Here is a 14,025-nt window from a genome sequence, read left to right as displayed (position 1 = left end):
CACAACACCGTCAGGCCGGTAGCGGGATCCTCGTACACCGACCCGGACACCGTGTCGACCGGCTCGGTTCTTCGCGTGGCCGGCAGACTGCACGGGAGATAGCGCCCCGGACGCATCGGGGATCCGCCGGAACTCGGCGGTTCGGTCGCCGAGCCGGGATCGAGCACCACGATGTTCGTGTCGCTCACGCTGCTCGCCAGGCGCTGCCCGCTGTACGGGCGCCCCATCGGTACCGCGTTCATCCCACTACCGCCTTGCTCCGTGTACCCCGGGAGGGCGGCGCGCCCGGGCGTTCCCAGAGCGCGCCGGTCCTCCGTTCCGGTGGTCAGACGACCGATTCCTCGAATCCCTTCGGACGGCCCTCGAGCACGATGTACTTGGTCTCGAGGAAGGGCAGCAGCCCCTCCTTGCCGCCCTCGCGCCCGATGCCCGACTGTTTGAACCCGCCGAACGACACTCCGAAGTCCGAGCGCCAGGCGTTGTGGCCCACCGTCCCGGACCGGATCTGACGGGCGACCCCCCGGGCACGATCGACGTCGTCGGTGAAGACCGACGCGTTGAGCCCGTAGATCGTGTCGTTGGCGACCGCGACCGCCTCCGCTTCGTCCTCGACCGGGATGACGCTCAGCACCGGGCCGAAGATCTCCTCCTGCGCGATCGTGGACCGGTTGTCGACCTGCCCGAAGATCGTGGGCTCGATGTACCAGCCGCGGTCGAGATGCCGCGGGCGCCGACCGCCCGTGACGAGCTTCGCGCCTTCATCGACGCCCTTGGCGATGTAGCCCTCGACCCGATCGCGCTGGCGCCGGAGCGCGAGCGGCCCCATCTGCGTCGCCTGGTCGAACGGGTCGCCGACCTGGATGCCGGAGAAGATCGAGGCCAGCGCCTCGACCAGAGCGTTGTGCTTCCTCCTGGTGACGACGACCCGCGTCAGCGATGAGCACACCTGCCCGGAGAGGAAGCACTCCTGGCCGGCGATCACGGCGGCCGCCGCCGCCACGTCGTAGTCGTCGAGCACCACGGCCGCCGACTTGCCGCCGAGTTCGAGGGTGACGCGGGCGACGCGCTCGCCGCACAGCGACGCGATGCGGCGTCCCGCCACCGTCGAGCCGGTGAAAGTGATCTTGTCGACGCGCGGGTCGCGGACGAGCAGCTCGGAGACCTCCCGATCGGCCGTCACCACGTTGAGCACCCCCGGCGGCAACCCCACGGCCTCGGCGATCTCGGCGACGACGTACCCTTCGCCGGGCGCCTCCGGCGAGGACTTCAGCACGATCGTGCAGCCCGCCAGGAGCGCCGGCGCGATCTTGGCCGCGATCAGTCCGAGCGGACCGTTCCATGGAATGATCGCCCCGACGACTCCCACCGGCTCGCGTACCAGCAGGCCGAACTCGCCGCCGGCCGTCGGCATCACGGGTTCCTCGAACGGGTAGGTGCCGCTGAGTTCCGCGTAGTACTCGAACATGCCCGCGGCCGCTTCACCCACATGCAGCGCCGCCGTGTGGACGACACCAGACTCCCGCGGCCAGATCTGGGCGAAGTCCTCGATGCGCTCCCTGAACTGGGCCGCCATGGCGCGGAGGTACTCAGCCCGCTCGGCATGGGTCAGGCGCGGCCACGGCCCCTCGTCGAACGCCCGGCGGGCGGCGTCGACGGCCCGCGCGATGTCGGGCGCCTGCGCTTCGGCCACGCGGAAGTACAGCTGCTCCGTGCTCGAGTCGATCACGTCGAACGCCGAATCGGACGAGGGAGCGACCCACTCTCCCCCGATGTAGAAGCGGTTTGCGTTACGAACCGGTGCAGCCGCGTCGTTCGTCAGCGTCATGCCTGTTCTCCTCTGGATACGGCCGATTCAGCCACGGTGTCCCCCCGCGCGCCCGGCTCCGGACGTGAGCGGAGCGCGCGGGGTGGACGACCCGGCACCGATGTGGATCCGGCTTCGGGTTCGCACTGCCGACGTGGCGCGGGGGCACCGCGCCCGCCGTCGGGGTCCGGACGCCGGTCAGGCGCGGCCATGGCGAAGGAGCTTGCCCGGGTGCGCGTCGGTGGCGACGCCGTCCTTGAAGGTGATCTGGCCGTTGACGATCGTGTAGTGATACCCCTCCGCCCAGCGCACCCGGCGCCAGTCGCCGCCCGGCAGGTCGTTGCGGGTCTCGAACAGACCCTCCGGAACCTGCTTCAGGCCGGCGAGGTCGTACACGATGATGTCCGCGGCCTGGCCCTCGATCAGCGTCCCGCGGTCCTTGAAACCGTTCACGCGAGCCGGCAGCGCCGAGAGGTAGTGGTGCGCCTCCTCAAGGCTGAGCAGCCCCGTGTCCCGGACCATCCAGGTCAGAAGGTCGGTGCTGTACCCGCCGCCCACGAAGAACTTCATGTGCGCGCCGCCGTCCGAGATGCCGGGTAGCGCGTAGCCGCAGCGGAGCAGTTCCGCGATGTACGCGGCGTTCGGCGTGTGGACGATGGGGGTGCGCAGGGTCACCTTCAGCTCGGATTCGACGGCGAGATCGAGCATCACCTCGAGCGGATCGCGGCCCTGCTCCGCCCCGATCTGACCCAGGTTCTTCCCCACGTACTCGTCGAGGGCGGGGTACCCGCCGGTGGCGAGCACCTCGATCCGCTCGATCTTGAGCCCGATGCCCTCGATGCTCGCGAGCCACGGCTTGTCCGCCAGCATCTTCGCGCGGATCTCGGGGTTGCGGAGATTCGCCAGGCGCTCGGCCGGGCTGCCCATCAGCCCGGCCTTCCACGCCGGCGCGATATCGAACCCGTTCCAGGTCTCGAAGTTGAACTGCTGGAAGTTCCGGTTCGTGTCCGCGTGGCCGAAGACGTTCAGCCCGTTCTTGTGGCACTGCTCGAGCCATTCGATCGCGTGCCGGTGGACATCCGGCTTGCCGTCGATCGCGAGGAGCGTGTTGTGAAGCACCGGGCGGCCGGAGTACTCGGCGAGCTTCTCCACCCAGTACTCCACGGCCGGCAGGTCGAAGAAGTCCTCGGCGTTCTTGTCACCGGAGGGCGCGTAGGTCAGCTGGATCGTCCCCTCGCCGCGCTCCTTCAGCACCCGCGCGAACGCGTACCCCTCCTCGTCGGTCATGATGTCGGTGACCATCGGAGTGCCGTCGAAGTCCGGCTGGATCGAGTGCTCGCCCATGCGCTGCACCGACCAGCCGCACGCCCCGGCCTCCATCGCCTCGTCCAGCAGCCGGCAGATCTCCTTCAGCTCTTTCTCGTTCGGGCGGCGCTTCTTCGCCTCGGCGTACGACCCCATCGCGTAGATGATGAAGGGCGAGAGCGGGGCGAAGCTCAGCACGTTCACGCCCTTGGGCGTACGGTTCACGGAGTCGAGGAACTCTCCGAACGTCGTCCAGTCCCAGGGCATCCCCTGCTGCATCGCCTCGAGCCCGATCTGCTCGTTGCGGGTCATCGACAGCATCGACCGGTCGCGGTCCTCGGGGCGGCACGGCGCGAAGCCGAATCCGCAGTTGCCGATGACGACGCTCGTGACGCCGTGCCAGCCGGAGATCGTGCAGTACGGGTCCCAGAACAGCTGGGCGTCGTAGTGGGTGTGGGCGTCGATGACGCCCGGTGCGACGATCAGGCCCTCCGCGTCGATCACCTTCTCCGCGGTCGACGAGCGCAGCCCGTCGATCGCGGCGATCTTCCCGTCCCTGATGCCGATGTCGCCCTCGAACTTCGGCAGCCCGGTGCCGTCGACGACGGTGCCGCCGCGAATGATCGTGTCGAATTTCGCCATGTGATCCTCACACTCCAGGGGGTGGCGCTGGTGACCAAAGGCTAAAACTTGTACGTACAAGGCGCAAGAGGATGTCCGCAGATTTGCAGTGATCACGCCGCTAGCAGCAGTTACTTGTCCGTACAGGTACGCCGACACACGAGCCGCCGGCCAGGGGGCTTATACCGGTCTCGAAGCATTCCGAGGAGATCGGTCGGCACCGGACCGGCGTGGCCGGTCCCGGTCGCGACTCGACCGACCTGTAGTGGTCAACCGTCCCTTGCGGGCGGAAGTCACCGAGAACTCCGGCCTGCCCGAGGGACCGTCCCGACATCGAGGTGCTCCATCCCGACGAGGTGCGCCGGATCGGCGGCACGGCCGCCGCCGCCCGGCACCGTCTCACTGAGAGAACGTGATCACCCGGCGCCCGGCGATCCGGCGGCGGCGCATCGCGTCGTAGCCGTCGTTGATCTCCTCGAGCGCGATGCGCCGATCGATGAACCTCCGCAGGTCGAGCCGCCCGGCCAGGTCGAGTTCCACGATGCGCGGCAGGTCGGTGCGGGGCCGGCAGGAACCCATCAGGCTTCCCTGCAGACGCCGCTCGTGGACGAACAGGCCGCCGTCCAGCTCGATGCGCTGCCCGACGGCGATGCCGAGGACGGTCGCGATCCCCGCTCGGCGCAGCATGCGCACCGACTGTTCGACCGTGGTCCTCAGCCCGATCGCCTCGAACGAGTAGTCCACCCCGCCGCCGGACAGCTCCAGCACCTCGCCCACCGGATCGGCCGATGACGCATCGACGCGATGCGAAGCACCGAGCTCGAGCGCCAGGTCGAGCTTCGCCGGTTCGGTGTCGACGGCGATGATCTGTCCGGCACCCACGAGCGACGCGGTCTGCACGGCCGCGAGCCCGACCCCTCCCAGGCCGATGACCGCGACCGCCGAGCCGGCCCGCACCGCGGCCGTGTTGACGACGCCGCCGAATCCGGTCGCCACACCGCAGCCGATGATCGCCGCGCGATCCATCGGGTACTCGGGGTCGATCTTCACCAGCGCGTGCTCGTGCACCAGCATCTGCTCCGCGAAGCCGCCGAGGTTGTTGAACTGGAAGACGGGCCGCCCCTGCCGGGTCAACCGCGGCGGGGCCGACGCGGAGCGGGCGCCCGGCGAGTCCGTGCACAGAGTGGGCCTGCCGCGCAGGCAGTACTCGCAGTGCCCGCAGTATTGGAGCGGGAAGGTCACGACGTGATCGCCCGGCCGCACGTATGTGACGTCCTCGCCGACCGCTTCCACCAGCCCTGAGGCTTCATGGCCGAAGAGCATGCCGCCGGGCGCGTCCAGCCCGGCCGCGCCGTAGTCGCCATCGATCACGTGCAGATCGCTGTGGCAGAGACCCGAGCCGAGGGTACGGACCAGCACCTCGTCGCGCAGCGGCTTGTCGACTGCGACGTCGGTGATGTCCAGCGACCCCGGCTTCAACATGAGTGCAGCCTTCATCCCGACCTCTCACGGTGACGGACCGCCGGCGCGGTGGTCGCCGCCGACGGGGCGCAGCGCACGGTGGTGGCCGTAACGTAGGACGCATCACTTGTAGTGTCAAGAGGGTCCAACTTATGCCTACAAGCAGACCTGGACCGATCCCGCGCACAAAAACGAACACCGCTAGCTTATCGGGTTATGATCGGCGCATGCGCGCTGTCGTCTGTCGTGAACTGGGGCCCGTGGCGAACCTCGCCGTCGAAGATCGGCCGGTACCGGATCCCGGTGCGCGGCAAGTCCGGATCGCGGTGCGGTCGGCCGGCGCCGGCTTCGTGGACGCGCTCCTCGTCTCGGGCGGGTACCAGGTCCCGCGGACTCCCCCGTTCGTACCGGGAGGCGAGGTCGCCGGCGTCGTCGACGCGGTCGGCGCGGACGTCACCGGATGGCGACCGGGCGACCGGGTCTTCGCCGCCGCCCACGGCGGATTCGCCGAGTTCGCCCTGGCCGACGACACCAAGCTGGTGCGGCTGCCCCGGGAACTGGACTTCGCCCGCGGCGCGTCGTTCCTCCAGGCCTACGGAACAGCGTGGTTCGCCTTCACTCGAAGCACCGTGGTGCGACCGGACGAGGTCGTGCTCGTGACCGGCGCCGGCGGCGGCGTGGGACTGGCGGCGGTCGACGTGGCCCGATCGCTCGGAGCCCGGGTCATCGCCGTCGCGTCATCGGCGGAGAAGCGCGACCTCGCCCTCTCGATGGGCGCCGAGGCCGCGTTGGACCCGCTGACCGAGGACGTCAAGGCGGCCGCCCGCGAACTCACCGGCGGCAACGGCGTCGACGTCGTGTACGACGTCGTGGGCGGAGAGCTGTCCGAGGCGGCACTGCGCGCGCTCAACTTCCACGGGCGTTTCCTGGTGGTGGGATTCCCGGCCGGTATCGCCCGGATTCCACTGAATCTCGTGCTGCTGCGGAACCGCAGCGTCATCGGTGTCGAGCGCGGCAGCTGGGTGACCCGGCACCCGCAGGCCAACCGGTCGCTGGTGGAGGAGATGGTGAACGCCGTCGTTCAGGGCGCCCTGCACCCGGTCGCGCCGTTCGAGCGGCCGCTCGAGGACGCCGGAATCGTCCTCGCCGATCTGCTGGACCGCCGCGCCGTCGGGAAGACCGTGCTCGTCCCGTAGCGGGCCGGGCCGTCCGGCCTCAGACCCGACGGGCCTGAGGCCGGACCGGACCTCAGGCCCGTCGGGCCGGACGCGCGCGCAGCGCCGCCTTCTGGATCCGGTTGCTGGCCTGCGTACGCGGCAGGGCGTCGATGAACTCGAGGTGTTCCGGCACCAGCTCGCCCGGCATGCTCGATGCCGCGAACGCCCGCAGGTCCTCGATCGAGATCTTCGCGTCCGGTGTCCGCACCACGAACACGCGGATGTCCTCACCGGAAGGCCCGGTGTCATCGGACACCGCGGCGCACTCGGACACCTCCGGGTGCGCGTTGAGATAGCGCTCGATCTCGTAGGAGGCGATGGGCGCGCCGCCACGGTGCAGCAGGTCGGAGAACCGGTCGACCCAGTGGATGGCGCCGTCCGGCTCCTCGCGCACCGCGTCGCCGGTGTGGAACCAGCCGTTGCGCCACGCGGCGGCGGTCTTCTCGGGCATGTTGTAGTAGCCCAGGCTCACCGACCAGGGTTCGTCCGCGCGCACGACCAGTTCACCGACCTCGCCGGGCGCGACCTCGTAGTCGAACGCGTCGACGACGCGATACCGCCAGCCGGGCGCGCCCGCCGTCACCTTGCCGACGCTGGCCCAGTTGTCGGTGTTCCAGCCGGACGACGTCGTGATGTTCCCGACCTCGGACAGGCCGTAGCCGGTGCAGACGCGGACGCCGAACCGATCCCGGAACTCCCGGTGCAGCGGCGAGACCGGGATCATCATGACGTTGCGCAGTGAGGTCCGCCCGTCCTGCGGCGTCTCCGGCTGCCTGAGCAGGAATTCCGCCTGCTCCCGATAGACGATCGAGGTCGTGATGCCGTACTTCCGCACATCGTTCCAGAACGTCTCGACCCGCAGCCGGGGCTGCAGCACACAGCGGGCGCCGAGCATCGCCATCATCTCGGGGAAGCATTTCGACGCCGTGTAGTACGTCGGCGCGTAGGTGTAGAAGACGTCGTCCTCAGTGAGGTCCTCCATCGGCCACATGCGCACGGCCTGGACACTGAACGACCCCCACGGCACGATGATCGCCTTCGCCGGGCCCGTCGTGCCGGAGCTGTGCACGACGGTCGCCACGTCCCACGGCTTCGGCGGATCGGCGGCCTCCAGCGGCTTCGCGCCGGCCAGCTCGGACTGTCGAACGACCTCGAACGGCAGGTCGGGAATCGGTCCGTCGTCGGTGACCAGCACCAGACGCAGCTGCGGGAGCTCATGCGCGATCTCGGCGAGCTTCGGGAGGAAGACGCTGTCGGCGACGACGGTCTCGGCTTCCACGTTGCGGATCGCATAGCCGAGGGCGTCGCCGCTCGCACCGGTGTGCACGGGCACGTCCCACGCGCGCAGGTGGGCGATGCCGAGCCAGTTGGCGAACGCGACCGGATGCAGGTCCTGCAGGGACACGACCCGGTCGGCGGCCTTGATGCCCGCCTCCCGCAACGCGCCGGCGACGGCCAAGGCGGCCTCGTGCTGTTCGCGATAGGTGACGGTCGCTCCGTCGGTCGTCTGCAGGAACACCCGATCCGGAGTCTCCACCGCGCGCCACGCCAACGTCTCAGGCAGTGTCCGGAGCCTTTCAGCCATCCTTCGGTCTCCCTTCAGGGGCGGCACACAGAGCCGGTGCTCGGCGGCCACGTCGGCATATCCCCTCGTCAGGACGGGGGGACCGGCGATATACTATCAGCGTTCGTATAATTGGGGCAGGACGGCGTCCCGCACCTGGCGTGACACGACCGGGCCGACTGAGGGGAGACCCGGGCATGACCACCGACCCCGACATCGACATCGTCGAAGGCCATCTGATGATCCATTCGCTGACCTTCGGCGACGTCCTCCGGCAGAATCGGCGAAGCCACCCACGACAGACCGCGGTCGTCAGCGACACCGGCGAGCGGCTGACCTACCCGGAGCTGGACGACCGCGTCAACCGGCTGGCCGACGTCTTCCGCGCGTCCGGCGTGTCCGGCGGCGACCGTGTCGTCTGGCTCGGCCAGAACTCGCACCGCCTGCTCGAGTGCGTCCTGGCGGCGGCGAAGTGCGGTGCGGTCGTGTGCCCGGTGAACTGGCAGACCGAAGCGGACGAGTTGGCGTTCGTCATCGACGACGCCGAACCGGGCATCGTCTTCTGGCAGTCCTCCGAGCTTGAGCGGAAGGTCGCCGCCGTTCGGGAACGCCGCGACGGCGGAGCCAGGTGGATCCAGCACGACGGCGCCGGCGCGGACTCCTACGAAGGGCTGCTGGCCGGCGCCTCGGCCCATGACCCGGAAGGCTACGTAGACCCGAACGAACCACTCCTGCTGATGTACACGGGCGCGTTCGACGGCCGGCCCAACGGAGCGCTGCTCAGCCAGACCGGCATCATGCTGCACGGGCTCGTGGTCGCGAACCAGACCGGCATCAACGAGGAGTACGTCTACCTCAACTGCGGCCCGATGTACCGCATGGGCGTGCTGTGGAACACCCTCGCCACGCTGCACCTGGGCGGGACCAACGTGTTCGTCCCGCGCGCCGATCCCGAGCTGATCTGCGCGGCGGTGGAGCGGTACCGGTGCATGGGCGCCCTCATCATGGAACCGACGCTCAGCGCGGTGATCGCGTTCAACGAGCACGCGGCCTACGACCTCTCGTCCCTCCGCTCCCGCCCGGGCAACGCCGGCTGGAGCGCGATGACCACGCCCGACCCGCACCACCGTCCGAACAGCAGTTCGCAGTACGGGCAGACCGAGGTCACGGGTCTCATCACGACGGCGGCGGCCGGTGTCGCCGGGCTGCACGGCCGGCCGAGCCCGGTCGCCCAGCTGCGACTCTTCGGCGAGGACGGGCGCGAGGTCGCGCCCGGCGAGATCGGCGAGATCGCGGTCCGCGGTCCGCAGATCATGACCGGGTATCACCGGCGCCCCGAGCTCAACGGCCGCCGCCAGCACGACGGATGGCACTGGACGAACGACCTCGGCCGCAGGGAGGCCGACGGCTCGATCACCTTCCTCGGCCCCCGGGGCCGGCTGATCAAGTCGGGTATCGAGAACATCTACCCCGCCGAGGTCGAGGCGTGCCTGCGCCGCCACCCGGCCGTCGCGGACGCCGGTGTGATCGGCGTTCCGGCCGCCGACGCCGGCGGGCAGACGCTGAAGGCGATCGTCGTCGTGAAGCCGGGCATGACGACGACCCCTGACGAGCTCGTGCGGCACGGGCTGGAGCACCTTGCCGGGTACAAGGTCCCGCGCGAAGTCCGGTTCGCTCCGGCGCTGCCGATGAAGAACGCCGGAATCGACTACGAGGCACTCGATCGCGAGCACGGGGGCGGCGGCTACCCCGGATCGCGGCTCTTCACCACGATGACCGGTATCTGAGCGGCGCCGCCGGCGCAGCCCCTTGACCATTCCCACCCCATATGCCAACTTGTCATGACAAGTTGGCCGAGCCTGGAGGAAGCAATGGCGTACGTGACCTACGAGAAGGAAGGCCGAATCGCCGTCATCACGCTCCGGCGTCCGGACCGGCGCAACGCACTCGGTCGCGATCTCTGCAGGGATCTCCGCGCCGCGTACGAGGCCTTCGAGAACGACACCGACGTCGCGGTCGGCATCCTGACGGGCGAGGGCAACTTCTGCGCCGGCCGGGACATCAAGGAGACCCGGTGGGACGACCCCGAGGGGCCGCACGACGCGGGCTTCCCCTCGCCCGACCTGTTCTACTACAGCCGGCTCACGAAGCCGCTGATCAGCGCGGTGAACAGCTACGCGTTCGGCGGGGGCATGCTGCTCGCGCTCGCGTTCCCCGATCTGGTGATCTGCGCCGAGTCCGCCGTCTTCGAGCTCTCGGAGGTTCAGCGCAGCCTCCTGGGCGCGTGGGAGCTGGGGTGGAACCTGGGTCTGCCGCGGGCGGTCGCGATGGAGGTCGCGCTGGGCTACCGGATGAGCGGCCGGCGAGCGCACGAGCTGGGACTCGCGAACGCCGTCGTCCCGGACGACCAGCTCATGGACACGGCCAGGGAGTGGGCCCAGAAGCTCCTCGTCCTCCCGCCCGCGATCATTCGGCGGCATCGCGAGCTGCTGCGCAAGCATGCCGACCGTCCCATGTCGACCGAGGTCAAGGAACTCTGGGAGCGCTACTGGGACGAGCACATGCACTCGGTCGACTTCGACGAGGGAGACCGCGCGTTCCTGGAGAAGCGTGAGGCGAAGTACCGGACCAACGCCTACGCCCCGGACTTCGAGGAGCAGAGCGCGAAGAACCACACGGGCACGGCGCAGCGCGCGGTCTATGGCGCTGATCAGCACTGACCTTCCCGATCCTGTCTGAACCGCCCGGTGCTCCCGCGCGGGGATCGATGTCGATCCCCGCGCGGGAGCGGTTTCGGCACCCGGCCACGTCATCGCTGATCAGCGCTCTGCGCGCGCGGGACGCGACATCCGGCTCCGGGGCGGCGGCGGGGTCACTCGGCGAGTACGCGGCGTAGCCAGTTGAGCCTGGCCGCGCGGGCCTCGCGCGACATCGGGGCCTCGGGGATGATGTTGTCGAAGCCGTGGCAGCCGCCGGGCCAGATGTGCAACTCGGCCTGACCGCCCGCCTGCCAGAGGCGCGAGGCGTAGTCGACGGACTCGTCGCGGAAGGTCTCGACCGATCCGGCCTCGATGAAGGCCGTCGGCAGTCCGGACAGATCGGTGGCGCGGGCAGGCGCCGCGTAGGGGGAGACGCCGGGCCCTGCGACGGCGGGACCGAGCAGGGCGGACCAGCCGGTGGAGTTGGAGACGCTGTCCCAGACGCCTTCACCGACGAGTTCGGTGCTCGACGGGGTGATGGCGCGGTCGTCGATCATCGGGCAGATCAGCATCTGCGCGCTCAGGCGAGGGCCTCCCCGGTCTCGGGCGATCAAGGCCGTGGCGGCGGCGAGGCCGCCTCCGGCGCTGCCCCCGGCGACCAGCAGCCGGTCCCGGTCGATCCCGAGTTCGCCGAGGTGCTCGCCGACCCATCGGAGCCCGGCGTAGCAGTCCTCGACGGCCGCGGGGTAGGGATGTTCCGGGGCGAGCCGGTAGTCGACGCTGACCACCACCATCGGGACCGCCTCCATCCACTCCAGCGGCCAGTCGATACCGGCGCGGTTACCGCCGGCGATCATCCCGCCGCCGTGGATGAAGTACATGCCCGGCAGCGGGATCTCGGGGTCGGTGCCCTTGGGACGCATGACGAGCAGTGCCACGTCCGGGTCGCCCGCCCGTCCGGGCACCAGATGCTCCTCGGCGTCCACCTGCTCCCGGATCTTCTCCAGGCTCATCGTGTGGCCCGCCTCGGTCATCTCGCGCAGTCGTCCGATCAGGACCGGAGTCACGGACGACGGCAGGATCTCGTTGACCGCCACCAGGGCCGCGGCTACTTCGGGATCGAACGGGGGGTGGGTCCTCGTCATGGCAACTCCTCGTCGGGGTTGTGGCTGACGCTAAGGCTCCCGGTGGGTGAGCCGTAGCCGTCGCCCGGCGGTTGTTCTCCGCCAAACGGCGGGTCGACGGCGGGGCGGCGCCAGAGCCGGTGACGACCGGTTTCGACCGCGCTCGCGCGGTCTGACCTGGAATTATAGGCAGCGCCTGGCCCTGCGGGCGGATGGCGGCACGATCGAGCCATCGCCGCCCCGGCGCCAGAAGGCGCACCACACGGCGTTCGAGGACTACCAGCGGTTGCGGCGCAGTCGCCGCAGGGCCAGGGCGATGGTCAGCCGCGTCCGTCCGTGGGGGGTGACGACCGAGTAGCCCAGCGCCTGATCGAGTAGCTCCACCCGGCTCTGAAGCGTGGAGTGGTGCACGTGGAGCGCGACCGCCGCGCCCCGAAGACTGGATTCGGTCGTCACGGCGGTGAGGGTCGCGAGCGCCCACCCGTGCGCTGACAGGACACGGTCGAGAAGGGTCACTTCGGCGATCGCGGCCGGTGAGTCGCAACCGTCCGCGAGCGCCAGCATCCCGCCCAATACGGACGCCTCGACGTGCGACGGCCCGGGTTCGTCCGCGTCGGCGCCGGCGAACCGGAGAGCCAGCCGTGCCTGGCGGTAGGAGAAGGGAAGATCCCGCAGCTCGACGGACGGACCTGTCGCGGAGCGACGCGCGAGCGGTTCGCCGCTCCGCCCGGCCGGCTCGATCGTGACGTCGAGATCACCGAGCCGTGCCGTGAGGGCCTGTTCCCGCCCGCACGGGCCGCCGACGCCGACCCTCACGGCGAACGACCCGTCCAGCGGCAGTCCGAGGCGGCGGGCCGCGGTGAGGCGGGTGCTCTCGTCGACGGCCGCGTCCACCACGAGCTCGACCGAGGCGGGGTCGAACGCCGGTGCGCCCGACCGGGTGCGGTCCAGGACGATCCGGACCGTGGCGGCAAGACGATCGATGAGGATCGTGTCGAACTCCCTCCGTTCCCTGGCCACGGAGTCATCGCCCGGCCGCTCCAGCCACACGACGGCATCGTCCTGGTGGGCTGACAGCGGTCTCATGATGCCTGTGGGCTCGCCGTCAGCCCGCCGTCCGTCCGGAAGTACCCGTACCCGGAGGCGGTACCCGGGGTGGACCATGCCGGTAGGGCAGCCCGCGAGCACCGCGGCGGCACGGATCGTCGCCTCCAGGCCGGCGCGCGCCTCGACGAGCGCGTCGAAGTGAGCGATCACCTGCAGCGCGGCACCGGCACCTGGATCCACCGAACGCAGTCGTCCGGCCAGTTCGCGCACTCGGGACCCCCTCCCGTCACATCCACCTCACGACCGGGCGTCCAGCCGGTGAAGGTGCGCCGATGGTACACATCGGCCACACGCGATGAGAAGAAGCGGCGGACGGTCCGCAGCGGGGCCGCCATCCGCGATGACCGGTACAGTCGCCACGACGATGTCGAGTTTCGAGACGGAAGCAGGACGGCATGCCCGCGGGACGGCAAGGCGCGAGCGACCGCGCCTACGACTACGTCAAGACCCGGGTCATGACGGGCGCGTTCCCGGGGGGCGAGCTCATCAGCGAGGGTGAGGTCGCCACCGCGCTGGGCATGTCCCGCACACCGGTGCGGGAGAGCTTCATCCGGCTGGAGGCCGAAGGCTTCCTGCGGCTCTACCCGCAGCGCGGGGCGCTGGTCGTTCCCGTGTCGCCGGCCGAGATGCGCTCGGTGATGGAGGCGCGCCTGGTCTGTGAGCGGTTCGCCGTCGAGAAGGTGATCCGGCTCGGTGGGGCGGCCCGCGCCGGGGTGGCGGACAAGCTCGGGGACCACCTCGACCAGCAGCGGGCCATGAGCGATGCCGGCCGGATGGAGGAGTTCTTCCAGTCGGATCGGATCTTCCACACGGAACTGCTCGAGGCCGCCGACAACACCTTCCTCGGCGGGCTCTACGCCTCGCTGCGCGACCGGCAGGTCCGCATGGTCCACGAGTCGGCCGCGCGCGACCCGCGACGGGTCGCCACCATCCTCATCGAACACGCGCGGATCGCCGACGCGGTGCGCGACGGCGACACGGCCGCCGCCCTCGAGGCCGTGCGCGTCCATCTCATGGGCACCGTGTCGGCGCTGGGCATGGGCATGGAGCCCGCCTCGGCCCTGGCCATCGACCCGGCCACCTGACCCGAATCCTCTCCGCACCCGTCTTGCCGAAGTGGTGC

General features: G+C 70.0%; 10 protein-coding genes. 4 read left to right on the top strand and 6 right to left on the bottom strand.

All coding sequences use genetic code 11. From position 1 onward, the window contains the following. Nucleotides 1-325 precede the first annotated feature (325 nt). The 3 genes from ACZ466_RS44555 to ACZ466_RS44545 all read right to left on the bottom strand — a co-directional run bounded on the left by ACZ466_RS44555 (nt 326) and on the right by ACZ466_RS44545 (nt 5,212). Entirely contained in the window at nt 326-1,825 is a 1,500-nt protein-coding gene (locus ACZ466_RS44555) for an aldehyde dehydrogenase (protein ID WP_378282202.1), read from the bottom strand. Between the two features lie 177 nt (nt 1,826-2,002). After that, nucleotides 2,003-3,751, bottom strand: a complete 1,749-nt coding sequence (locus tag ACZ466_RS44550; RefSeq protein WP_378282203.1) for an N-acyl-D-amino-acid deacylase family protein — start codon at nt 3,749-3,751, stop codon at nt 2,003-2,005. A gap of 378 nt (nt 3,752-4,129) precedes the next feature. Next, entirely contained in the window at nt 4,130-5,212 is a 1,083-nt protein-coding gene (locus ACZ466_RS44545) for a Zn-dependent alcohol dehydrogenase (protein ID WP_378282204.1), read from the bottom strand. 206 nt (nt 5,213-5,418) lie between these two features. Here ACZ466_RS44545 and ACZ466_RS44540 point away from each other — a divergent pair, with 206 nt between their 5' ends. Then, entirely contained in the window at nt 5,419-6,387 is a 969-nt protein-coding gene (locus ACZ466_RS44540; protein WP_378282205.1) for an NADPH:quinone oxidoreductase family protein, read from the top strand. A 52-nt stretch (nt 6,388-6,439) separates the two neighbouring features. Here the strand turns inward: ACZ466_RS44540 and ACZ466_RS44535 are convergent, their stop codons facing one another. After that, nucleotides 6,440-7,993, bottom strand: a complete 1,554-nt coding sequence (locus ACZ466_RS44535; protein ID WP_378282206.1) for an AMP-binding protein — start codon at nt 7,991-7,993, stop codon at nt 6,440-6,442. A 176-nt stretch (nt 7,994-8,169) separates the two neighbouring features. Here ACZ466_RS44535 and ACZ466_RS44530 point away from each other — a divergent pair, with 176 nt between their 5' ends. Both ACZ466_RS44530 and ACZ466_RS44525 read left to right on the top strand, forming a co-directional pair. Continuing rightward, on the top strand, nt 8,170-9,759 hold the full coding sequence (locus tag ACZ466_RS44530) for an AMP-binding protein (RefSeq protein ID WP_378282207.1): 1,590 nt from the start codon (nt 8,170-8,172) through the stop codon (nt 9,757-9,759). A gap of 84 nt (nt 9,760-9,843) precedes the next feature. Continuing rightward, nucleotides 9,844-10,692, top strand: coding sequence for an enoyl-CoA hydratase/isomerase family protein (locus ACZ466_RS44525; protein WP_378282208.1), 849 nt, complete (start codon nt 9,844-9,846; stop codon nt 10,690-10,692). 152 nt (nt 10,693-10,844) lie between these two features. Here ACZ466_RS44525 and ACZ466_RS44520 read toward each other — a convergent pair whose 3' ends face one another. Both ACZ466_RS44520 and ACZ466_RS44515 read right to left on the bottom strand, forming a co-directional pair. Beyond that, nucleotides 10,845-11,816 (bottom strand): alpha/beta hydrolase, encoded by a 972-nt coding sequence (locus tag ACZ466_RS44520; protein ID WP_378282209.1) that lies wholly within the window; start codon nt 11,814-11,816, stop codon nt 10,845-10,847. A 255-nt stretch (nt 11,817-12,071) separates the two neighbouring features. Further along, a complete protein-coding gene (locus ACZ466_RS44515) occupies nt 12,072-13,112 on the bottom strand; it encodes a helix-turn-helix domain-containing protein (RefSeq protein WP_378282210.1) in 1,041 nt (346 codons plus the stop codon). Between the two features lie 185 nt (nt 13,113-13,297). Between ACZ466_RS44515 and ACZ466_RS44510 the strand changes: the two genes are divergently transcribed. After that, nucleotides 13,298-13,987 carry a GntR family transcriptional regulator gene (locus tag ACZ466_RS44510; protein ID WP_378282211.1) on the top strand — a complete coding sequence of 230 codons (690 nt, stop codon included), beginning with the start codon at nt 13,298-13,300 and terminating at the stop codon, nt 13,985-13,987. The last annotated feature ends 38 nt before the right edge of the window (nt 13,988-14,025 follow it).

It is taken from the genome of Actinomadura rugatobispora (assembly GCF_055379765.1).
The sequence above is the reverse complement of the archived record's forward strand: the minus strand, read 5'-3'. Positions and strand labels throughout refer to the sequence as shown.

Bases quoted from the DNA above. Each gene is read 5' to 3' on its own strand.
- ACZ466_RS44555 (WP_378282202.1), bottom strand. From the start codon at position 1,825: ATGACGCTGACGAACGACGCGGCTGCACCGGTTCGTAACGCAAACCGC.
- ACZ466_RS44550 (WP_378282203.1), bottom strand. From the start codon at position 3,751: ATGGCGAAATTCGACACGATCATTCGCGGCGGCACCGTCGTCGACGGC.
- ACZ466_RS44545 (WP_378282204.1), bottom strand. From the start codon at position 5,212: ATGTTGAAGCCGGGGTCGCTGGACATCACCGACGTCGCAGTCGACAAG.
- ACZ466_RS44540 (WP_378282205.1), top strand. From the start codon at position 5,419: ATGCGCGCTGTCGTCTGTCGTGAACTGGGGCCCGTGGCGAACCTCGCC.
- ACZ466_RS44535 (WP_378282206.1), bottom strand. From the start codon at position 7,993: ATGGCTGAAAGGCTCCGGACACTGCCTGAGACGTTGGCGTGGCGCGCG.
- ACZ466_RS44530 (WP_378282207.1), top strand. From the start codon at position 8,170: ATGACCACCGACCCCGACATCGACATCGTCGAAGGCCATCTGATGATC.
- ACZ466_RS44525 (WP_378282208.1), top strand. From the start codon at position 9,844: ATGGCGTACGTGACCTACGAGAAGGAAGGCCGAATCGCCGTCATCACG.
- ACZ466_RS44520 (WP_378282209.1), bottom strand. From the start codon at position 11,816: ATGACGAGGACCCACCCCCCGTTCGATCCCGAAGTAGCCGCGGCCCTG.
- ACZ466_RS44510 (WP_378282211.1), top strand. From the start codon at position 13,298: ATGCCCGCGGGACGGCAAGGCGCGAGCGACCGCGCCTACGACTACGTC.